This window comes from Rhodobacter flavimaris (assembly GCF_021378075.1).
Taxonomy (GTDB): Bacteria; Pseudomonadota; Alphaproteobacteria; order Rhodobacterales; family Rhodobacteraceae; genus Rhodobacter; species Rhodobacter flavimaris.
Genome location: NZ_JAJUOS010000003.1, coordinates 131,888 through 152,783, shown reverse-complemented (window position 1 = coordinate 152,783; position 20,896 = coordinate 131,888). Strand labels below are relative to the sequence as shown.

The 20,896-nt window shown below is 63.4% G+C and carries 21 protein-coding genes; 6 read left to right on the top strand and 15 right to left on the bottom strand.

All coding sequences use genetic code 11. From position 1 onward, the window contains the following. Window positions 1–29 precede the first annotated feature (29 nt). Window positions 30–1,277: an MFS transporter gene (locus LZA78_RS05475; RefSeq protein ID WP_233675928.1), complete on the top strand. Its 1,248-nt coding sequence runs from the start codon at window positions 30–32 to the stop codon at window positions 1,275–1,277. A gap of 118 nt (window positions 1,278–1,395) precedes the next feature. Continuing rightward, window positions 1,396–2,790, top strand: a complete 1,395-nt coding sequence (gene lpdA, locus LZA78_RS05470) for a dihydrolipoyl dehydrogenase (protein ID WP_233675927.1) — start codon at window positions 1,396–1,398, stop codon at window positions 2,788–2,790. Window positions 2,791–2,913: 123 nt separating this feature from the next. Here the strand turns inward: lpdA and LZA78_RS05465 are convergent, their stop codons facing one another. After that, window positions 2,914–3,285 (bottom strand): rhodanese-like domain-containing protein, encoded by a 372-nt coding sequence (locus LZA78_RS05465; RefSeq protein WP_233675926.1) that lies wholly within the window; start codon window positions 3,283–3,285, stop codon window positions 2,914–2,916. A gap of 301 nt (window positions 3,286–3,586) precedes the next feature. Between LZA78_RS05465 and uvrA the strand changes: the two genes are divergently transcribed. After that, window positions 3,587–6,460, top strand: a complete 2,874-nt coding sequence (gene uvrA, locus LZA78_RS05460) for an excinuclease ABC subunit UvrA (protein ID WP_233675925.1) — start codon at window positions 3,587–3,589, stop codon at window positions 6,458–6,460. Between the two features lie 54 nt (window positions 6,461–6,514). On the opposite strand, the gene LZA78_RS05455 is transcribed toward uvrA, so the two are convergent. From LZA78_RS05455 to LZA78_RS05425, 7 genes are all read right to left on the bottom strand, one after another. After that, window positions 6,515–6,877 carry an excinuclease ABC subunit A gene (locus tag LZA78_RS05455; RefSeq protein WP_233675924.1) on the bottom strand — a complete coding sequence of 121 codons (363 nt, stop codon included), beginning with the start codon at window positions 6,875–6,877 and terminating at the stop codon, window positions 6,515–6,517. A gap of 125 nt (window positions 6,878–7,002) precedes the next feature. Then, window positions 7,003–7,206, bottom strand: coding sequence for a YgaP family membrane protein (locus LZA78_RS05450; protein ID WP_233675923.1), 204 nt, complete (start codon window positions 7,204–7,206; stop codon window positions 7,003–7,005). A 109-nt stretch (window positions 7,207–7,315) separates the two neighbouring features. Next, the gene (locus LZA78_RS05445; RefSeq protein WP_233675922.1) at window positions 7,316–7,978 is read right to left on the bottom strand and encodes a Crp/Fnr family transcriptional regulator; all 663 of its coding nucleotides are present in this window, start codon (window positions 7,976–7,978) and stop codon (window positions 7,316–7,318) included. A gap of 67 nt (window positions 7,979–8,045) precedes the next feature. Further along, window positions 8,046–8,918 (bottom strand): 3-hydroxyisobutyrate dehydrogenase, encoded by an 873-nt coding sequence (mmsB, locus tag LZA78_RS05440; protein ID WP_233675921.1) that lies wholly within the window; start codon window positions 8,916–8,918, stop codon window positions 8,046–8,048. A 29-nt stretch (window positions 8,919–8,947) separates the two neighbouring features. After that, window positions 8,948–9,994, bottom strand: a complete 1,047-nt coding sequence (locus tag LZA78_RS05435; RefSeq protein WP_233675920.1) for a 3-hydroxyisobutyryl-CoA hydrolase — start codon at window positions 9,992–9,994, stop codon at window positions 8,948–8,950. Beyond that, window positions 9,994–11,139 carry an acyl-CoA dehydrogenase family protein gene (locus LZA78_RS05430; RefSeq protein WP_233675919.1) on the bottom strand — a complete coding sequence of 382 codons (1,146 nt, stop codon included), beginning with the start codon at window positions 11,137–11,139 and terminating at the stop codon, window positions 9,994–9,996. The genes LZA78_RS05435 and LZA78_RS05430 overlap by 1 nt, the downstream gene beginning before the upstream one ends. Before the next feature lie 158 nt (window positions 11,140–11,297). Further along, entirely contained in the window at window positions 11,298–12,797 is a 1,500-nt protein-coding gene (locus LZA78_RS05425; RefSeq protein ID WP_233675918.1) for a CoA-acylating methylmalonate-semialdehyde dehydrogenase, read from the bottom strand. Window positions 12,798–12,903: 106 nt separating this feature from the next. On the opposite strand from LZA78_RS05425, the gene LZA78_RS05420 reads away from it, so the two are divergent. The 3 genes from LZA78_RS05420 (at window position 12,904) to coaD (ending at window position 14,908) form a co-directional block, all read left to right on the top strand. Continuing rightward, entirely contained in the window at window positions 12,904–13,803 is a 900-nt protein-coding gene (locus tag LZA78_RS05420) for a LysR family transcriptional regulator (RefSeq protein ID WP_233675917.1), read from the top strand. A gap of 80 nt (window positions 13,804–13,883) precedes the next feature. Next, window positions 13,884–14,318, top strand: a complete 435-nt coding sequence (locus tag LZA78_RS05415; RefSeq protein ID WP_233675916.1) for a CBS domain-containing protein — start codon at window positions 13,884–13,886, stop codon at window positions 14,316–14,318. Window positions 14,319–14,410: 92 nt separating this feature from the next. Beyond that, a complete protein-coding gene (gene coaD / locus LZA78_RS05410; protein WP_233675915.1) occupies window positions 14,411–14,908 on the top strand; it encodes a pantetheine-phosphate adenylyltransferase in 498 nt (165 codons plus the stop codon). A 5-nt stretch (window positions 14,909–14,913) separates the two neighbouring features. Here coaD and LZA78_RS05405 read toward each other — a convergent pair whose 3' ends face one another. The 7 genes from LZA78_RS05405 to purB all read right to left on the bottom strand — a co-directional run bounded on the left by LZA78_RS05405 (window position 14,914) and on the right by purB (window position 20,862). Then, the gene (locus tag LZA78_RS05405) at window positions 14,914–15,546 is read right to left on the bottom strand and encodes a MarC family protein (RefSeq protein ID WP_233675914.1); all 633 of its coding nucleotides are present in this window, start codon (window positions 15,544–15,546) and stop codon (window positions 14,914–14,916) included. A 99-nt stretch (window positions 15,547–15,645) separates the two neighbouring features. Next, on the bottom strand, window positions 15,646–16,647 hold the full coding sequence (gap, locus tag LZA78_RS05400) for a type I glyceraldehyde-3-phosphate dehydrogenase (RefSeq protein ID WP_233675913.1): 1,002 nt from the start codon (window positions 16,645–16,647) through the stop codon (window positions 15,646–15,648). 88 nt (window positions 16,648–16,735) lie between these two features. After that, on the bottom strand, window positions 16,736–16,879 hold the full coding sequence (locus LZA78_RS05395) for a hypothetical protein (RefSeq protein ID WP_233675912.1): 144 nt from the start codon (window positions 16,877–16,879) through the stop codon (window positions 16,736–16,738). A 37-nt stretch (window positions 16,880–16,916) separates the two neighbouring features. Further along, window positions 16,917–17,918, bottom strand: coding sequence for a type I glyceraldehyde-3-phosphate dehydrogenase (gap, locus tag LZA78_RS05390; RefSeq protein WP_233675911.1), 1,002 nt, complete (start codon window positions 17,916–17,918; stop codon window positions 16,917–16,919). A 292-nt stretch (window positions 17,919–18,210) separates the two neighbouring features. Then, window positions 18,211–19,263: a flagellar motor switch protein FliG gene (locus tag LZA78_RS05385; protein ID WP_438811059.1), complete on the bottom strand. Its 1,053-nt coding sequence runs from the start codon at window positions 19,261–19,263 to the stop codon at window positions 18,211–18,213. Between the two features lie 75 nt (window positions 19,264–19,338). Beyond that, on the bottom strand, window positions 19,339–19,488 hold the full coding sequence (locus tag LZA78_RS05380) for a hypothetical protein (protein ID WP_233675910.1): 150 nt from the start codon (window positions 19,486–19,488) through the stop codon (window positions 19,339–19,341). Window positions 19,489–19,557: 69 nt separating this feature from the next. Then, window positions 19,558–20,862, bottom strand: a complete 1,305-nt coding sequence (gene purB / locus LZA78_RS05375) for an adenylosuccinate lyase (RefSeq protein ID WP_233675909.1) — start codon at window positions 20,860–20,862, stop codon at window positions 19,558–19,560. Between the last annotated feature and the right edge of the window lie 34 nt (window positions 20,863–20,896).

Genomic DNA, 20,896 nt, shown 5'->3' with positions numbered 1-20,896 from the left:
CGGCGCTCCGCCTAAGAAGGAGTTCTCCGATGCTGACCGTTCTGCGCCAATCCTGGCCCCTTCTGCTTGGGGTCATGTTGCTGATGGTCGGCAACGGGATGCAGGGCACGCTGCTCGGTATCCGGGGCGGGATCGAAGGGATCGGCACCTATCAGATGTCGGTCGTCATGGCCTCCTATTTCGCCGGGTTTCTGTTCGGCTCGCAGATGACGCCGGTGATGATCCGCCGGGTGGGGCATGTCCGGGTCTTCGCGGCGCTTGGCAGCATGATTTCGGCGGTGTTGATCCTCTATGCGGCCTTCCCCCACTGGATCGCCTGGTCGGTGATGCGCGTGCTGATCGGCTTCAGCTTCTCGGGTGTCTATATCACCGCGGAGAGCTGGCTGAACGCGGGCTCGACCAATGAGACGCGGGGGCAGGCGCTTTCGGCCTATATGATCGTGCAGATGATCGGCATCATTGTGGGGCAGTTGCTGATGAACGCTGCCGACCCGGCGGGTTTCGTGCTGTTCATCATTCCATCCGTGCTCGTGTCGCTCGCGTTTACCCCGATCCTGCTGTCGGTCGCACCCGCGCCGACCTTCGCCGAGGTGCGCCGGCTGAGCATCCGCAAGCTCTTCATTGCCTCGCCTCTGGGCGTGGTCGGCATGTTCCTGATGGGCGGGACCTTCTCGGCGATGTTCGGGATGGTGTCGGTCTGGGGGACGCGCGCGGGGCTGAGCGTCTCGCAAATCTCGCTCTTTGTTTCGGTGATCTATTTCGGCGGGCTTGTCGCACAATACCCGATCGGCTGGGCGTCGGATCGCATGGATCGGCGCAAGCTGATTGTCGGCGTTGCGGCAGCCGGGGCTGTGGCCATGTTCATCGCATTCGCCTTTGATCCCGGTTTCTGGGTGCTGGCGGGTCTGGGCGCGGTGATCGGCGGGGTGGCAAACCCACTTTATTCGCTGCTGCTGGCCTATACCAACGACTACCTGGATAACTCGGACATGGCTGCAGCCTCGGGCGGGCTTTTGTTCGTGAACGGGGTAGGGGCCATGTCCGGCCCGCCGATCACCGGCTGGCTGATGGAAACCGTGGGTAATGGCGGTTTCTTCCTGTTCCTTGCGTTGCTGATGTCCGGGATCGCGGGTTATGCGCTGTGGCGCATGACGCGGCGCCCGGCGCTGAGCGCGGCCGAAACGGGGGCCTATGCGGTGCTTTCTCCGGCGGCGACTGCGCTTGCCGTAGAGGCAGCTTTGGAATCGGCTCAGGAGGATACGACGCCGACCGTATGACCGTAACGCATGGAAAAGCAATGGGTTTCAGGGGAAACGCCGCGCCATTAAACCTTTTGTTGATGTTTTCGGAAAAATAGTTTAATACCAAACTAGTTTTTCAAGCGGAGGAGAAAACATGGCTGCCAAGAGCTTCGATATGATCGTGATCGGCGCGGGCCCGGGCGGCTACGTCGCCGCCATCCGGGGCGCGCAGCTGGGGTTGAATGTTGCCATCGTCGAGCGTGAACATCTCGGCGGGATCTGTCTGAATTGGGGCTGTATCCCGACGAAGGCGCTGCTGCGCTCGGCCGAGGTGTTCCACCTGATGCACCGCGCGAAGGAATTCGGCCTCTCCGCCGACAAGATCGGCTATGACCTCGACGCGGTGGTGCAACGCTCGCGCGGGGTTGCCAAGCAGCTTTCGGGCGGCATCGGTCACCTGATGAAGAAGAACAAGATCACCGTCTTCATGGGCGCGGCGACGCTTCCGAAGGCGGGCACCGTTTCGGTCACGACCGACAAGGGCGTGGAAGAGCTGACCTCGAAAGCCATCGTTCTGGCGACCGGCGCACGGGCGCGCGAGCTGCCGGGTCTTGAGGCCGACGGCGATCTGGTCTGGACCTATAAGCACGCGCTGATGCCCAAGCGGATGCCGAAGAAGCTGCTGGTGATCGGCTCGGGCGCGATCGGGATCGAGTTTGCCTCGTTCTTCAACACGCTTGGTGCGGACACGACCGTGGTTGAAGTGATGGATCGCGTGCTGCCGGTCGAGGATGCGGAAATCTCGGCGCTGGCCAAGAAGCAGTTCGAAAAGCAGGGCATGAAGATCCGTGAAAAGACCACGGTGAAGAAGCTCGACCGGGCCGCTGGCAAGGTCACCGCGCATCTTGAGAAAGACGGCAAGACCACCACCGAGGAATTCGACACCGTCATCTCGGCGGTCGGGATCGTCGGCAACGTCGAGAACCTTGGTCTTGAGGCGCTTGGCGTCAAGATTGACCGCACGCATGTCGTGACTGACGAGTTCTGCCGCACCGCCGTCGCGGGTCTGTACGCGATCGGCGACATTGCCGGTGCGCCTTGGCTGGCGCATAAGGCCAGCCACGAGGGCGTCATGGTGGCCGAGCTGGTCGCGGGCGGTCATCCGCATCCGATCAAGCCGAACTCGATCCCCGGCTGCACCTATTGCCACCCGCAGGTGGCCTCGGTCGGTCTGACCGAAGAGAAGGCCAAGGCCGCGGGTTACACCGTCAAGGTCGGTCGCTTCCCCTTCATCGGTAACGGCAAGGCCATCGCGCTTGGCGAGCCGGAAGGCCTGGTGAAGACCATCTTCGACTCGAAGACGGGCGAGTTGCTGGGCGCCCATATGGTTGGCGCCGAGGTGACCGAGATGATCCAGGGCTATGTGGTTGGCCGGACGCTGGAAACCACCGAGGCCGAGCTGATGGAAACCGTCTTCCCGCACCCGACGCTGAGCGAGATGATGCATGAATCGGTGCTGTCGGCCTATGGCCGCGCGCTGCACTTCTGATTTCAGGCGACAGAATTGGAAAGGGCCCGCGATTGCGGGCCTTTTTCGTTCGGGGGGCACGAAAAAGGGGGGCATCGAGCCCCCCGTTTTCGGCGGGGGTTTCGCCCCCGGTCTGCGTTGCGATCAGGCGCGCTCGATGGCGCCGCCCGCGGCGTGCCAGTCATAAAGCCCGCCGAGGTTATAGACCTTCTGGTAGCCCATCTGCGCCAACATCTGTGCGGCGCCCTGGCTGCGGCCACCCGAGGCGCAATACAGCGCAACCGGCTTGTCCAGCGCCAGCTGCTTGAGGCATTCGGGGCTCGACGGGTCGCATTTCATTTTGAGCGACATCAGCGGCACATGCAGCGCACCCGCGGCTTTGCCGCTCGAGCGCAGCTCCATCCCGTCGCGCACGTCGATCAGGGTCAGCTCACCCGCGGCGACCTGCGCGACCGCGTCTTTGGCATTGATGCGCTGGACCTGGGCGCCACCCGAGGGGCGAAGGAAGTTGAACATGCCGAGCACCTTTCGAATTTCGCGCGGGGGCCTTCCCCGCTTGTCGAGACTGATTTGGCAGATCGGGCGTGCAAATCAAGTCTCAATCCAGATCCTCACGAAAAATATATTCAAAATCCAGAATGAATGCGGGCTCCCGCGCAGCAAAGCGCCGATCCGCCCAATCTCTGATCGGCGGGCAGGTGCCGCTTTCTTGTGACCCAAGCGAAACAGCGTTAATAAGTTCACTATTCGTTCGCGTATTTCGATTGGAGACTCAGCGCGCCTCACCTATCTAGGGAGGGTGGAAACGGGGGCAGTCATGGCCGAGCAGAAATTCATCGAGGTGCGCGGCGCGCGCGAGCATAACCTCAAGGGCGTCGATCTCGACATTCCGCGGGATGCGTTCACGGTGATCACCGGCCTGTCCGGCTCTGGCAAGTCCTCGCTGGCTTTCGATACGATCTATGCCGAGGGGCAGCGCCGTTATGTCGAGAGCCTCTCGGCCTATGCGCGCCAGTTCCTCGATATGGCGGGCAAGCCCGATGTCGATCACATCTCGGGCCTGTCGCCCGCGATTTCCATCGAACAGAAAACGACCTCGAAGAACCCGCGTTCGACCGTGGGGACGGTGACCGAGATCTACGACTATCTGCGCCTGCTCTTCGCGCGGGCCGGCACGCCCTATAGCCCGGCCACCGGCCTGCCGATCGAGGCGCAGCAGGTGCAGGACATGGTGGACCGCATCATGGCCCTGCCCGAAGGTACGCGGGGCTACCTGCTGGCGCCCATCGTGCGCGACCGCAAGGGCGAATACCGCAAGGAATTCATCGAACTGCGCAAGCAGGGCTTTCAGCGCGTGAAGGTCAATGGTGAGTTCTATGAACTGGAGGAGCCGCCCACGCTCGACAAGAAGTTCCGCCACAATATCGACGTTGTGGTGGACCGGATCGTGGTGCGCGAGGGGCTGGAGACGCGTCTGGCCGACAGTTTCCGCACGGCGCTGGACCTTGCCGACGGGATCGCGCTGTTCGAAGAGGCGCTGAGCGCGGATCAGACCGAGGCGGGGCAGGAGCCGCAGCGGATCACCTTCTCCGAGAATTTCGCCTGTCCGGTCTCGGGCTTCACAATCCCCGAGATCGAACCGCGGCTGTTTTCGTTCAACGCACCCCACGGGGCTTGCCCGGTTTGCGACGGTTTGGGGGGCGAGCTGTTCTTTGACGAGCGTCTCGTGGTGCCCGATCAGTCGCTGACTATTGCCGGAGGCGCGCTGGCGCCCTGGGCGAAATCGAAAAGCCCTTATTTCACCCAGACAATCGACGCGCTGGCCAAGCACTACGGCTTTGACAAACGCAAGCAGTGGAAGGATCTGCCGGAAGAGATCCGAAACCTGTTCCTCTACGGTTCGGGCGACACCGAGATCAAGTTCCGCTTCGACGAGGGCGGGCGGGTCTATGAGGTCAGCCGAACCTTCGAGGGCGTCATCCCGAACATGGAGCGGCGCTTTCGCGAGACAGACAGCGCCTGGGTGCGCGAAGAGTTCGAGCGCTATCAAAACAGCCGTCCCTGTGGCGCCTGCGGTGGCTATCGCCTGCGGCCTGAGGCGCTCGCCGTCAAGATCGGCGGTATGCATGTCGGGCAACTGGTCGAGATGTCGATCAAAGACGCCCATGCGCATGTCTCGGGTATGCCGGAGCACCTGAGCAAGCAAAAGCAGGAGATCGCGCGGCCCATTCTCAAGGAAATCCGCGAACGCCTTGGTTTCCTTGTGAATGTCGGGCTCGACTACCTGACGCTTAGCCGGTCGGCGGGGACACTGTCAGGCGGTGAAAGCCAACGGATTCGACTGGCGAGCCAGATCGGCTCGGGCCTGACAGGTGTGCTCTATGTGCTCGACGAGCCGTCCATCGGCTTGCACCAGCGCGACAATGACCGGCTGCTGATGACGCTCAAGAACCTGCGCGATCAGGGCAATACCGTGCTGGTGGTCGAGCATGACGAGGATGCGATCCGCCACGCCGATTATGTCTTCGACATTGGCCCCGGCGCGGGTGTCCATGGTGGCCAGATCGTCGCGCGCGGCACCCCCGAGGAGATCGCCGCCGACCCGGCCAGCCTGACCGGCCAGTATCTGAGCGGCACGCGCCGGATCGAGGTGCCGCTGGAGCGCCGCGCGGGCAATGGCAAGAAGCTGAGCGTGATCAAGGCCACGGGCAACAACCTCAAGGAAACCAGCGCCGACTTTCCGCTTGGCAAGTTCATCTGTGTGACGGGCGTGTCCGGCGGCGGCAAATCCACCCTGACCATCGAGACGCTCTACAAGAACGCCGCGATGCGCTTGAACGGCGCGCGAGAGACCCCGGCGCCCTGCGAGACGATCAAGGGTTTCGAGCATCTCGACAAGGTCATCGATATCGACCAGCGGCCGATCGGTCGCACGCCGCGCTCGAACCCCGCCACCTATACCGGGGCCTTCACCCCGATCCGCGACTGGTTCGCGGGCCTGCCGGAGGCGAAGGCGCGCGGCTACAAGCCGGGGCGGTTCAGCTTCAACGTCAAGGGCGGGCGGTGCGAGGCCTGCCAGGGCGATGGCGTGATTAAGATCGAGATGCACTTCCTGCCCGATATCTACGTCACCTGCGAGACCTGCAAGGGCCACAGATACAACCGCGAAACGCTTGAAATAAAATTCAAGAACAAGAGTATAGCGGATGTTCTTGAGATGACGGTTGAAGACGCGCAAGAGTTCTTCAAGGCGGTGCCATCAATCCGCGAGAAGATGGATGCGCTGGTCGAGGTGGGCCTTGGCTACATCAAGGTCGGCCAGCAGGCGACAACCCTTTCGGGCGGCGAGGCGCAGCGCGTCAAGCTGTCGAAGGAACTCAGCCGGCGGGCGACGGGGCGCACGCTTTACATCCTTGACGAACCGACGACGGGCCTGCATTTCGAGGATGTGCGCAAGCTGCTTGAGGTGCTGCACAGCCTTGTCGATCAGGGCAATACGGTCATCGTGATCGAGCATAACCTCGACGTCATCAAGACCGCCGATTGGATCGTCGACATCGGCCCCGAGGGAGGCGATGGCGGCGGCGAGATCGTGGCCGAGGGCACGCCAGAACAGGTCGCGCTCAACCCGCGCAGTCATACTGGACGTTATCTGGCGCCAATGCTGGGGATCAAGGTCGCCGCAGAATAAAGCCGCCGGGCGAAGATCGCCCGGCGGCTGATTTGACCATGCGGTATCGGTGCCTTAGCGCAGGATCGCCGAAACCGCCCCGATCAGGTCAAGGATCTCTCCGGTGCGGCGGTCCACCCGGTAGATGTAGTCATCCTTGCTCCAATAATCGTAGCTCGGATTGAGGCCGTAACGATCGACATTGCGGACGATGTAGTAATCGTCATGGATGCGATCACCGACGCGCCAGCGGTGCTTGACCTGGCCGGGCGGCATGCAGCCGTTGTTTTTCTTGGCAAGACCCGGCGGGCAGCCGGTGTTGCCCTTGTCCACAGCGCTGAAGTCGCGAAAGATGACCGTTTTCTTTCCGTCGGCATGGGCGAGCGCAGGGCTCAGGATCAGGGCGGCGGCAAACAGAATCTGCGTGAAGTGCTTCATGAAGCTCTCCTTTCTCTCTGCCCGGACAATGCACCGAAGCGCCGCCGGGTTCCATGCCCTGAAATAGCGCTGCGCGGAGTTTTGCCAAGTGGCGCGCCCGCCGGGATGGCGGGCGCTGCGCAGGATTATTTCTTCATCGGGCAGGTGTTGAACCCGAAGATCGAATAGAGCGGGCAGCTGCCCATCAGTCCGGTCAGCAGCGGCACGACGCCGATCAGATAGGCCCAACGATAGGTGGCCTCGGCGTTGAGGAAAAAGCCTGCCAGCAGGGCGAGACCGACGAGGATGCGCAGCACGCGGTCGATGCCGCCGACATTGGATTTCAACATGATATGCTCCCTTCCCAGGCGCGTTTCTGAAATTTGCGGGCGTTTCTGCCCGTGTGACATGAACTTACGCCGAGTCGCACCGCCTTGTCTGTGACAAGGTCACCTTCGTTCAGAGGCCCTCGGCCAGGGCAAGGCGGCGCAAGGCGGGGGCGTCGATGATCTCGACGGCGCCGCGCTCGGTGCGCACCCATCCGCGGCGGGCGAAGGCGTCGAGGCGGCGCGAGACCACCTCGCGCGCGGTGCCGATCTGGGCGGCGATCTCGGATTGGGTCGCTTGAACCCGGCCGTTTTCGGCGCGGTTGCACAGGAAGGCGGCCAGGCGACACTCGACCGACTGGAACGAGACGCGCTCCATCAGTTGGATCATGCCGCCCATGCGTTCGGCGAAGGCGGTGAAGACAAGCTGGCGAAAGGCCGGATCGCTGTCCATCAGGGTCAGGAAGACCGGGCGGGGGATCAGGATCGCGCGCGAGTCGGTCGCGCAGAGCGCCTCGGCAGAGTAGCTCGCGTCGCCGCCGAGCAGGCCGAGGGTTGTTTGAACGCAGGTCTGTCCCGGCTCGACCGCATAGAGCAGAAGCTCGCGTCCGCCCGCGCCGGTCAGGAACACCTCGACGCGGCCGGACAGGATGACGGGGAAGCCCGTAACGTCATCGCCCGGGCGAAAGATGACGGCGCCGCGTGGCAGCGCCATCGGCTGTAACGCGCCAAGGCGCGTCTTGCTGGCGGGGGAGAGGGCGCTCAGGCTGGGGGTGTCGGCGATCCAGTCGGTCATGCATAGGTTCTAGCCTAGCCGAGCGCAGGTGCAAGTGCGGCGCGCGGTGACGCGCGCCGCAAAAAGGTCAGGTGCGGTGGCGCTTTTCGAAGCGCGGCAGCATGGCCGAGAAATCCATCCCGCGTCCGTCCTCCTGCTCGACGAACTGGGTATAGAGCGCGGCGGCAAGCTGGCCCATCGGCGTGTCGGCATCGGCGGCCTCGGCGGCCTGCTGGCTCAGGCGCAGGTCCTTGAGCATCAGTTCGGCGGCGAAGCCCGGCTTGTAGTCATTGTCGGCGGGGCTCTTCGGGCCGACGCCGGGGGCGGGGCAATAGGCGTTCATCGTCCAGCTATAGCCCGACGAGGTCGAGACCACGTCGAACATCTTCTGTCGGTCGAGGCCGAGCTTATCTGCCAGCGCAAAGGCCTCGCAAGTCGCGATCATGGTCACGCCGAGGATCATGTTGTTGCAGATCTTGGCGGCCTGACCGGCGCCCGCCTCGCCGCAATGCACGGCCTTCTGGCCCATGATATCGAAGAGCGGTTTGACCTTGTCGAAGGCTGCGGCCGTGCCGCCCACCATGAAGGTCAGGGTGCCATTGGTCGCGCCGCCCACGCCGCCCGAGACGGGGGCGTCGAGTGCGCCGAGACCGGCTGCCGCCGCCTGCTCGGCGACCGCACGGGCGCTTTCGACATCGACGGTCGAGCAGTCGCACAGCACCGCGCCCGGAGCCATGGCCGGGATCACCTCGGCCGCGACCGAACGCAGGATCGCGCCGTTTGGCAGCATGGTGATGACCACATCCGCGCCCTTGGCGGCATCTGCGGCGCTGGCGGCCTTGCTGACGCCCTCGGGCATCGGCGCGGCCAGATCGAAGCCCGTCACCTCATTGCCTTCGCGCAGCAGGTTGGCGGCCATCGGCCCGCCCATGTTGCCCAATCCGATAAATCCGACTTTCATGTTTCCTCCCATGGCGTCAGGCGCCAAAATTAATCCTCGAAGGGGATCTTCCATTCCTCTGGCAGCGGTTCCAGCATGGCCGCAACGACTTCCTCCGACAGGGTCTCATGCGAGTATTTCCAGCTCGGGTTGCGGTCCTTGTCGATGATCTGGGCGCGGATCCCCTCAAGGAAATCGCCGTCCTTCGCCGCGCGCAGGGTAAAGCGGAATTCGTTTTCCAGCGCGGTGCGAATGTCGGGCGACTGGCGCGTCATGCGGACCAGACGCAGGGTCGCCTCTTCCGACAGGGCCGAGTTGCGGCGCAGGGTCGCCAGCGTGTCGGCGGCAAAATCGCCTTCCATTCCCGCAAGGGCCTGCATGATCTCGGGCACAGTGGCGCCGGCAAAGGCCGCGTCGATCACCGGGCGCTGGTCGTGCAGATAGCCGGGTTTCGCGGGCACCAGACCCTTGGGCAGGATCCCCGGATCACCGGTTTCACAAAGCGCGCGCTTGAGCGCCTCCCACTCGGCCTCGGGGATATAGAGATCGGCAAAGCCCGTGTAGATCGCATCCGCCGCCCCGATCCGGGTACCGCTGACGCCCAGATATTCGCCGACACGGCCGGGCGCCTTGGCGAGGATCATCGTGCCGCCCACGTCGGGGATCAGGCCGATGCCGGTTTCGGGCATGGCGATCTGTGTCGTGTCTCCGACAATCCGGTGCGCGGCATGGCTGCCCACGCCCACGCCGCCGCCCATCACAAAGCCCTGCATGAAGGCGACAATGGGCTTGCGATATTCGGCGACGGTCGCATTCATGCGGTATTCTTCGCGCCAGAAGGTCGGGCCGGTGGTGAAATCGCCCTGCAACCCCATGTGATAGATCTTGGCGATGTCGCCGCCCGCGCAAAAGGCGCGCTCGCCCGCGCCGTCGATGATCACCACCGCGACCTCGGGATCGTCGCGCCAAGCCAGCAGGGCGTTCTCGATCCCCATCGACATCTCGTAATCAAGCGCGTTGAGCGCCTTGGGACGGTTGAGCGTGATCCACCCGGCGCGGCCCTGTTTGCGGGCGATGAGGGTCGGCGCGTCGTTCATCAACCACGTTCCTCCAGCAGGGCGCGGCCGACTATCAGCCGCATGATTTCATTCGTGCCTTCAAGGATCTGGTGAACCCGCAGGTCGCGCACGATTTTTTCGATCCCGTAATCGGCCAGATAGCCATAGCCACCGTGCAATTGCAGGCACTGGTTGGCAACCTCGAAGGCCGCGTCGGTGACATACAGCTTGGCCATGGCGCAGAACTTGGTTGCATCCGGCGCCTTGTTATCAAGCTTCCACGCCGCCTGACGCAGGAAGGTGCGGGCCGATTGCAGCTTGACTTCCATCTCTGCCAGCCGGAATTGCAGCGCTTGAAACTGGTCGAGCGATTTACCGAAAGCCTTGCGCTCGCCCATGTAGGTCAGGGTGGCGTTCAGGGCCGCCTGTGCGCCGCCAAGGGCCGAGGCCGCGATGTTCAGCCGCCCGCCGTCAAGGCCCGCCATCGCATAGGCGAAGCCTTTGCCTTCCTCGCCCAAAAGGTTCTCGGCCGGGATCACGCAATCGTCGAACTGGACCTGCGCGGTCGGTTGCGCGCGCCAGCCCATCTTGTCTTCCAGCCCGCCAAAGCTGAGGCCCGGTGCACCATCCTCGACGATGACGGTCGAGATGCCCTTGGGGCTATTGTCGCCGCTGCGCACCATCGTGACATAGACGTCCGAATAGCCGCCGCCCGAGATGAAGGCCTTGTTACCGTTCAGCTTCCAGCCGTCGTTCGTGCGCTCGGCGCGGGTGCGCAGCGCCGCCGCGTCCGAACCCGAGCCCGGCTCCGTCAGGCAGTAGGAGAAGATCTTTTCCATCGAGCACAGCGCCGGAAGCCAGCGGGCCTTGGTTTCCTCGCTGCCGAACTTGTCGATCATGCCGCCGCACATATTGTGGATCGACAGGAACGAGCCGACCGCCGGGCAGGACATCGCCAGCGCCTCGAAGACCAGCGTCGCATCCAGCCGCGAAAGGCCCGAGCCGCCGTATTCCTCGGAGACGTAGATACCGCCCAGGCCCAGCTCGGCCACCTTGGGCCAAAGCTCTTTCGGGATCGTGCCGGCAGCTTCCCATTCGCGGGCAAAGGGAGCGATATTCTCTTGGCCGAATGCCAGGGCCATATCGAAGATGGCCTGCTGCTCTTCGCTCAGAGCAAAATCCATGGTTTCCTCCCCGAAACGCGTGAATTGAACGTCTGTTTAATTGTGAAACCTTGCAGGAATTTTGCAAGGGGCGGATCCGAGGCAAAATGAATCCGGATGGCGTGCGGGCCGTGGTGCCCGCAGGGATGGCTGGGGGCGCCGCAGCGCCCCCGAACCGATCAGTCCATTGCCTTGAAGTTGAAGGCGGAACCTTCCTTGATGCCCGACGGCCAGCGCGATGTGATCGTCTTGGTGCGGGTGTAGAAGCGGAACCCGTCCGGGCCGTGCTGGTTCAGGTCGCCAAAGCCCGATTTCTTCCAGCCGCCGAAGGTGTGGTAAGCCAGCGGAACCGGGATCGGAACGTTGATACCGACCATGCCGATGTTGATACGGTTGGCAAAGTCGCGCGCGGTGTCGCCGTCACGGGTGAAGATCGCGGTGCCGTTGCCATATTCGTGGTCCATGGCGTAGCTCAGCGCCTCTTCGTAGGTCTTGGCACGGACGGTCGAAAGCACGGGTCCGAAGATCTCCTGCTTGTAGATCTCCATGTCGCGGGTGACGTTGTCGAAGAGGGTCGGGCCGACGAAGAAGCCGTTCTCATAACCCTGCAGGCTGAAGTTGCGGCCGTCGCAGACCAGCGTCGCGCCCTGATCGACGCCCGAGCCGATGAGGCCCTTGATACGCTCGGCGGCGGCGGCGGTCACGACCGGGCCGTAATCGACGTCGTTGCCGGCGGTGTAGGGGCCGACCTTCAGTTTCTCGATGCGCGGCACCAGCTTTTCGATCAGGCGGTCGGCGGTTTCATCGCCCACCGGAACAGCGACCGAGATCGCCATGCAGCGCTCGCCCGCAGCGCCGAAGCCTGCGCCAACCAGCGCGTCGGCGGCCTGGTCCATATCGGCATCCGGCATGATGATCATGTGGTTCTTCGCGCCGCCGAAGCACTGCGCGCGCTTGCCGGTCGCGGCGGCACGCTCATAGATATACTGCGCGATCGGGGTCGAGCCGACGAAGCCCACCGCCTGGATGATCTCGCTGTCGAGGATCGCGTCCACCGACTCCTTGTCGCCGTTGATGACTTGCAGGACGCCATCGGGCAGACCCGCTTCCTGGCAGAGTTCGGCCAGCATCAGCGGGACCGAGGGGTCACGCTCGGACGGCTTGAGGATCATCGCGTTGCCCGAGCTGAGCGCCGGGCCCATTTTCCACAGCGGGATCATGGCGGGGAAGTTGAACGGCGTGATGCCGGCGACGACGCCAAGCGGCTGGCGCATCGAATACATGTCGATGCCGGGGCCAGCGCTGTCGGTGAACTCGCCCTTGAGCATCTGCGGCGCGCCGATGCAGAACTCGATCACCTCAAGGCCACGCTGAATGTCGCCCTTCGCGTCGGGGAAGGTCTTGCCATGCTCGGACGAGAGTGCCTCGGCCATCTTGTCCATGTCACGGTTGATCAGGCGCACGAGTTCCATCATGACGCGGGCGCGCTTTTGCGGGTTGGTGGCGCCCCAGGCCTTCTGGGCCTCGGCGGCGGCGGCAACCGCCGCATCCAGTTCCGCTTTGGTAGCTAGTGCGACCTTGGCCTGCACTTCGCCGGTGGCGGGGTTGTAAACGTCGGCAAAGCGGCCCGAAGTGCCTGCAACATGTTTGCCGTTGATCCAGTGACCGATCTCTTTCATCGCATCCTCCCGTGGATTGATTGGCAACACATTAGCCTTGCGAAAATGCCGGAAAAAGAGGAAGTCTGGCAAAAGTGTTTTGCATTAATGCAAAGGTTGGACGAAAATGGATTGGGACGATCTGCGTGTTTTCCTTGCCGTCGCGCGGGCAGAAAGCCTGTCCGGGGCGGGCAGGGCGCTCAAATGCGATGCGGCCACAGTCGGGCGACGGATCGCGCGGCTTGAAGAAGCCTTCGGCGCCAAGCTTTTCGTCAAGTCGCCGCAGGGCTATGCACTGACCGAGGCCGGATCGCGCCTTCTGCCCCATGCCGAACAGGCCGAGCAGGCGATGGCGGGCGCGGCCGAGGAACTGGGTGGCTCGGCCGGGAAGCTGACCGGGCAGTTGCGCATCGGCGCGCCCGATGGTTGCGCGAACTACTTGCTGCCGCAGGTCTGTGCGGCGATCTGTGACGCAAACCCCGGACTTGAGATCCACATCGTCGCCCTGCCGCGCGTCTTCAACCTGTCCAAGCGCGAAGCCGACATGGCCATCGCCGTGTCGCGCCCAACCGCCGGGCGGCTGACGGTGCAGAAGCTGACCGACTACCAGCTGCATCTTGCGGCGCATGACGACTACCTTGGCCAGGTTGGGCCGATCACCACGCGCGCTGACCTCAAGGCGCATCGGATGATCGGCTATATCCCCGACATGATTTTCGACAAGGAGCTGGACTATTTCGCCGAGACCGGGGGCGAGACGGTCGGCCTCGCGTCGAACTCTGTCTCGGTGCAGATGCAGATGGTGCGGGCGGGGGCCGGGGTCGGCATCGTCCATGACTTCGCGATTCCGTTCTGCCCCGGTGTGCGGCGTGTGCTGATGGATCAGGTCTCGCTCAGCCGGACCTTCTGGCTCATTCGCCATGCGGATGATCGACGTTCCGAGCGGCTGACCCGTCTTGCAGATGCCCTCGGACAAGGCTTGCGGGCCGAGGTTGCACGACTTGAGGCCCTTGCGGCAAGCTCTTGAGTTCTCAACCGCAAAGCAGTCTTGACAGGCGCCCATCGCCCGGTGACGCTGCGAGTCAGAGAAGCGATTGGGAGGTTGCAATGCAGGTTCTGCAAATTCTGAAAACGAAGGGCGATGATAGCGTGGCGACGATTGCGCCCGGGTCGACTGTTGCAGCGGTGGCCGAGGCGTTGTCGCAGCGCCGCATCGGTGCCCTGATCGTTTCGCGGGACGGCAAGCATGTGGACGGCATTGTCTCGGAGCGCGACGTGGTGCGCGAGCTTGGGCGCCGTGGCCCCTCGGTGCTAAACCTCCCCGTTGATGAGATCATGACCAAGAACGCCGTCGGCTGTGCGCGCACCGACACCACCGACCAGGTGATGGAGCGCATGAGCGAAGGCCGTTTCCGGCACATGCCGGTGATGGATGGCGACGTGATGATCGGCCTCGTGTCGATCGGCGACGTCGTGAAGGCCCGCCTGTCGGAGCTTCAGCTTGAGAAAGAAGCCCTTACCGGCATGATTATGGGCAATTAATTCTGCGCTGCGGCAAGAGATGCTTGCAAATGGGCACGCAATATTGTTGCGTGCCCTAACCATTTCGTGAGCGGCAAGTGAGGAGTTCGCCCATGCGCATCGGCCTGTATCCCGGCACCTTCGACCCGGTGACGCTCGGGCATATCGATATCATTCAGCGCGCGTTGGCGCTGGTGGATCGATTGGTGATCGGTGTGGCGATCAACCGCGACAAGGGTCCGATGTTCACACTCGAAGAGCGTGTCGAGATGATCGAGGCCGAATGCGCAGAGATTACCGCGCGCTGCGGCGGTGAGATCCAGGTCCACCCGTTCGAGAACCTGCTGATCAATTGTGCACGCGACGTCGGCGCGAACGTGATTATTCGCGGTCTGCGCGCCGTGGCCGATTTCGAATACGAATTCCAGATGGTCGGGATGAACCGCGCCCTCGATTCGAGTGTCGAGACCGTCTTTCTGATGGCCGACGCCCGCCGTCAGGCGATTGCCTCGAAACTGGTCAAGGAAATCGCCCGCCTCGATGGTGACGTGTCGCGCTTTGTTACCCCCGCTGTCAAAGAGCGGTTGATGGAGCGTCTCGGCAAGGTCTGAGTGGATCAGGGACCAAGCGCGGGCAGCGCACCGATCGTGGAAAGCGCACGCAACACCGCATCGACCGCGACTGCGGCCAGGATCATCCCCATGACGCGGCTGATGACCGCCGCACCGGTCGTACCGAGGATGCGGAAAAGCGGTGTGGCCAGCAGCAAGATCGCCAGTGTTGCCAACAGCACCAAGCCCATCAGACCCGTCGTGATCGCCTGATGCGCAATCGAGAACCGGTCGTTGTCAGTCAGGATTACGACCGTAAGCATCGCGCCGGGCGAAGCGATCGACGGGATAGCCACGGGAAACACTGATGTTTGCCGGACGCGCTCGGCCTCGGCGATTTCCTCTTCGGGTTTCGAGTGGCCAAAGATCATGCTGAGCGCGAAAAGGAACAGCACGATCCCGCCTGCGATTTGAAAGGCTGGCAAGGCCAGACCAAGCGCTTCGAGAACGATCTGCCCGAGGACGATGAACAGGGTCAGGACGACGAAGGAAACGACGATAGCGCGCACCGCGACCGAGCGACGCTGCGCTGCCGACATGCCCGTTGTCACCGCCAGAAACACCGGCAGCGTGCCAATCGGATCAATCACGACCCAAAGCGTGATGAATTCCTGCAATAGCTGCGCGGGAGTAAGCAAGAGGCAATCCTTTCAGAGGGTTGCCCCAAGTTACCAAAGCAGAAAAAGCGCGGCTATCTCATTCGGCTGCTGAACGATCACAACCGCGCCAAGAGGAGGTCAGATGAGCTTGCCCATGGCAACAGCGGTATCCGCCATGCGGTTGGAGAAACCCCATTCGTTGTCATACCAGCTCAGGATACGGACCATCGTGCCGTCCATGACCTTGGTCTGATCCATGTGGAAGACCGAGGAATGGCTGTCGTGGTTGAAGTCCATGCTGACATTCTTGAACTTGGTGTAGCCCAGAACGCCCTTCAGCGGGCCGTCGGCGGCGGCGCGGATCGCCTCGTTCACCTCTTCGACGGTTGTGGGGCGGCTGGCCTCGAACACCAGGTCGACGACCGAGACGTTCGGGGTCGGAACCCGGATCGCGACACCGTCGAGCTTGCCCTTCAGTTCCGGCAGCACCAGCCCGACCGCCTTGGCGGCACCGGTCGAGGTTGGGATCATGCTCAGCGCGGCGGCACGGGCGCGGTAGAGATCCTTGTGGAAGGTGTCGAGCGTCGGTTGGTCGCCCGTGTAGCTGTGGATCGTGGTCATGAAGCCCTTCACGATCCCGATCGCGTCGTTCAGCGTCTTGGCAACGGGCGACAGGCAGTTGGTCGTGCAGCTCGCGTTCGACACGACGATGTCGTCCTTGGTCAGGGTGCCATGGTTGACGCCGAAGACGATGGTCTTGTCAGCATCTTCGCCGGGGGCCGAGATCAGTACCCGCTTCGAGCCGTTCTCAAGGTGCGGCTGGCACTTTTCCTTCGAGGTGAAGATACCGGTGCATTCGAGCACGACATCCACATCCGACCAGGGCAGGTCGGCCGGGTTGCGCATCGCGGTGCAGCGGATCGGTCCGCGCCCGACGTCGATCCAGTCTTCGCCAGTGGTCACCTCGGCGGGGAAGCGGCCATGCACAGAGTCGAAGCGCAGCAGGTGCGCGTTGGTCTCGACCGGGCCAAGATCGTTGATCGCGATAACTTCGATATCGCGGCGGCCCGACTCGATGATCGCGCGCAGGATGTTGCGCCCGATACGTCCAAAACCGTTGATTGCTACCTTGACCGCCATTTTTGCCTCCTGTGACTCTGCGCTGCAGCGCAAGTTTAGCGCTAACATCGCGATTTCGAGCCAAAGGTCAACAGAAAGGTGGGGCCATTCAGCGCCAGAATTCGACCCAATCGATCAATTCGACGGTCTTGCGGGCCAGAAAAAGGAAAAAGCCCCAGTCGTTGGCAAAGCCATCGACCAGGGCGGCAAGGATAATAAGTGCAGAAAGCCCGACGGCGACAGAGGTATTCATACCACTCCCTCGCGCGTCGAGGCCTTCCCGGAGCGCCTTACAGCAGGCGGCCCATCGCGCCGGCCACGTCGGCCATGCGGCACGAGAAGCCCCATTCGTTGTCGTACCACGCCAGAACGCGCACCAGCTTGCCGCCGGTGACCTTGGTCTGGTCGGGAGCGAAGATGGACGAGTAGGGCGTGTGGTTGAAGTCGATCGAAACTTTCGGCTCGGGGTCATAGGCCAGAACCATGCCCATGTAGCCCTGTGCGGCCTCGCGCACGATCTCGTTGACCTCATCCTTGGTCACCGACTTGTTGGCGATGAAGGTCAGGTCCACGGCCGAGACGTTCGGAGTGGGAACGCGGATCGCGGTGCCGTCGAGCTTGCCAGCCAGTTCCGGCATCACTTCGCCGATGGCCTTCGCGGCGCCGGTCGAGGTCGGGATCATCGCCATGGCGGCGGCGCGGGCGCGATACAGATCTTTGTGGCGGCGGTCCAGCGTCGGCTGGTCACCGGTGTAAGAGTGGATCGTGGTCATGATGCCCGACTCGATGCCGATCGCATCGTTCAGCACCTTCGCCAGCGGCGCGAGGCAGTTCGTGGTGCACGAACCGTTCGACACGACATGGTGGTCGGTCTTCAGATCGCGGTGGTTCACGCCATAGACGATGGTCTTGTCGGCGTTCTTGGCCGGGGCCGAGACCAGCACGCGCTTGGCGCCGCGGCCCAGGTGAACGGCGGCCTTGGCGCGGTCGTTGAACTTGCCGGTGCATTCCAGCACGACGTCAACGCCATCCCAGTCCAGCTCGTCCGGATTGTAGGTTGACATCACCTCGATCGGGCCATGGCCGAGGTCAAGCGTCTTGCCTTCGACTTTCACCGGGCCACCGAAACGGCCGTGAACCGAGTCGTATTTCAGCAGGTGGGCGTTGGTCTCGATCGGGCCGGTCGCGTTGATCTTGACCACCTGCACGTCATTGCGCGCGGCTTCCGCGATATGGGCGAGGGTGCAGCGGCCGATACGACCAAAGCCGTTGATCCCGATGGTGACGGTCATAGCGCTCTCCTGAACTGGCGAAATGAGGCGGCCTTCGTGCGATGAGTGCCGATCGCATGGCGATACCACGCTCTGTGCCCTCGGAAAACCCGGCGTTTCGGGATGATAGCGGAAACATGCACTGATGGCGGTAACGTTAGCGATGGTAATTGGCCCGGATTGCAGACCAGTTGTGCATTTGGCGCGGCAATGGCGGGGCCGAGCCAAGCGCTGAGTCGGGCGCTCACGCGGCGCAACGCCCCCTGAACGGCGTCTGCGGCGCGGGTCGTCCGGGCGCGCCCGCAGGCGGGTGTCATTCCTCCTCCGGGGTGATCAGAGTGATCTCGCCTGCCATCTGCAACGTGCGGATTGCGGCGACCACCGCGGCCATGGCCTCCTCGGCATCGCGCGGTTTGACCGATCCGCGCGCCTCGATCTCTTCGCGCAGTGTTGCGGCCATGCGCTGCGAGATATTCGCCAGAATGAAGGAGGCTGACGGATCCTCGGCCCCGGCGGCGGTCAGGGCCGTCACGAGGCGCGGCTGCTCGACCGCGCGCAGGATCTTGGGGATGTCGCGCGGCTCGATCCGGGCGGGGATATTGGCGAAGGTGAAGATCGCCTTGCGCACCTGCTCGGCGAAGGCGGCATCCTGTTCGTCCAGACCGCTCAGCACATCGTCGCGTGTCCCCGCTGCGGCATGGTTGAGGATGGCGCCGACCCGCTCGACCGGGCCGCTGACGAAGGCCTTGGGCGGCACGGCATCAAGCTGCTGGAGCAGCGCAAGCCCGATCCGCCGCACGGTTTCGGGCGCGACATTCCCGGTCAGTGACACCAGATAGGCCACGCGCCGGGCCTTGTCGCCGGGCAGCTTGCCAAGGACTTCGGCGGCTTTCGGTACCGAGAGCTTGGACAGCACAACGGCACAAACCTCGGCGCTTTCGGCTTGCAGAAGCGGCTCGATTGCCTCGGAGGGTAGCGCTGCGATCCGCTCCCACGGGTCGGCCGAGGGGCTGGCGGCGGCGATCCGGCGCAGGCGGCTGGCGGCCGAAACCGAGATCTGCCCGTCAAGCAGCGACAGCGCGCCTTCAAGCCCACCCGGAAAGGCGAGGCCGACCGCACCGATCTCGGCGCAGAATTCCTCAACCACCTCGCGCAGCGTGTCCTTTCCGATCAGGCTGAGCGCGGCGATTTGTTCGGTCAGAATGGTTTGCTGATCTTCGCTCAGCTGCGCGAGCGGCAGGCGTGCCCCCTCGGACGACAGAAGACGCACGATGATCGCCGCCTTCTGCTGCTTGCTCAACTTGACTGCCCCGGCACGCGCCTTTTCGGGCGGGGCCGCCGGGTCGATCTGCGTGATCGCGTTCACCCCAACCTCCGATTCCTGCTTGGGGCAGGCTGGCATGGGGCAGGTTAAGGGCCGGTTACACCGGCCCTGTTTCGCTTAGCTCGACTGGACCACGCAGGCCTTGGCGTGCCCATCCCATGCCTGCCCCTGCGGGCAGCTCATGGCGGTCTTGTCTTTCCAGGGGCACTCGGCCAGTGCCGCGACCGGCAGAAGGGCCAAAGCGATGGAAGCGAGGATCGTCTTCATGGTCGGCTCCTTTCCTTAAAGGAATAGCAGACCACGAATCAGGCCGATCCCCGCTTCACGGATGCGTGATCACTCGCCGAAGACGCGGCGGAAGATCGTGTCCACGTGCTTGGTATGGTAGCCGAGGTCGAACTTTTCCTCGATCTCCGCAGGGCTTAGCGCGGCGGTCACTTCGGGGTCGGCCAGCAGTTCGGTTTTGAAATCCGCACCCTGTTCCCAGACCTTCATCGCGTTGCGCTGCACCAGACGATAGGAGTCTTCACGCGAAACACCTGCCTGGGTCAGCGCCAGCAGAACCCGCTGCGACATGACCAGGCCTTTGAACTTGTTCATGTTCTTCAGCATGTTGTCGGGGTAGATCACAAGGTTCTCGATCACGCCGGCCAGACGGTTCAGCGCGAAGTCGAGGGTGATGGTCGCGTCCGGGCCGATGCCGCGCTCGACCGAGCTGTGCGAGATGTCGCGCTCGTGCCAGAGCGCCACGTTCTCCATCGCGGGCACGACGCACATGCGCACGAGGCGCGCGAGGCCGGTGAGATTCTCGGTCAGCACCGGGTTGCGCTTGTGCGGCATCGCCGACGAGCCCTTCTGGCCCTTCGAGAAGAACTCTTCGGCCTCAAGCACCTCGGTGCGCTGCATGTGGCGGATTTCGATGGCGACGTTCTCGATCGACGAGGCGATGACGCCGAGCGTGGCGAAGAACATCGCGTGGCGGTCGCGCGGGATCACCTGCGTCGAGATCGGCTCGGGGCGCAGGCCCAGTTTCTCGCAGACATGCTCTTCGACCGCCGGGTCGATGTTGGCAAAGGTGCCGACCGCGCCCGAGATCGCGCCGGTGGCGATTTCCCAACGGGCTTTTTCCAGGCGGTTCTTGTTGCGATCCATCTCGGCGTAGAAGCGCGCGAAAGTCAGGCCCATGGTGGTCGGCTCGGCGTGGATGCCGTGCGAGCGGCCGATGCGGACGGTGTCCTTGTGCTCATAGGCGCGCTTTTTCAGCGCGGCCAGAACGCGGTCCATGTCCTTCAGCAGGATGTCGGCAGCGCGCACGAGCTGCACGTTCAGCGTGGTGTCGAGCACGTCTGACGAGGTCATGCCCTGGTGTACAAAGCGCGCCTCGGTCGAGCCGATATGCTCGGCCAGATGGGTCAGGAAGGCGATGACGTCATGCTTGGTCACGGCCTCGATCTCGTCGATGCGGGCAACGTCGAATTCCACGTCCTTGGCGGTCCAGACCGCCTCGGCGCTGGCCTTGGGGATCACGCCCAGTTCGGCCTGCGCGTCGCAGGCATGGGCCTCGATCTCGTACCAGATCTTGAACTTGGTGGCGGGTTCCCAGATGTCGACCATCTCTTTGCGGGCATAACGCGGGATCATCGGAGGCCTCTTGCTTGTGACGGGTTTGGCGGGC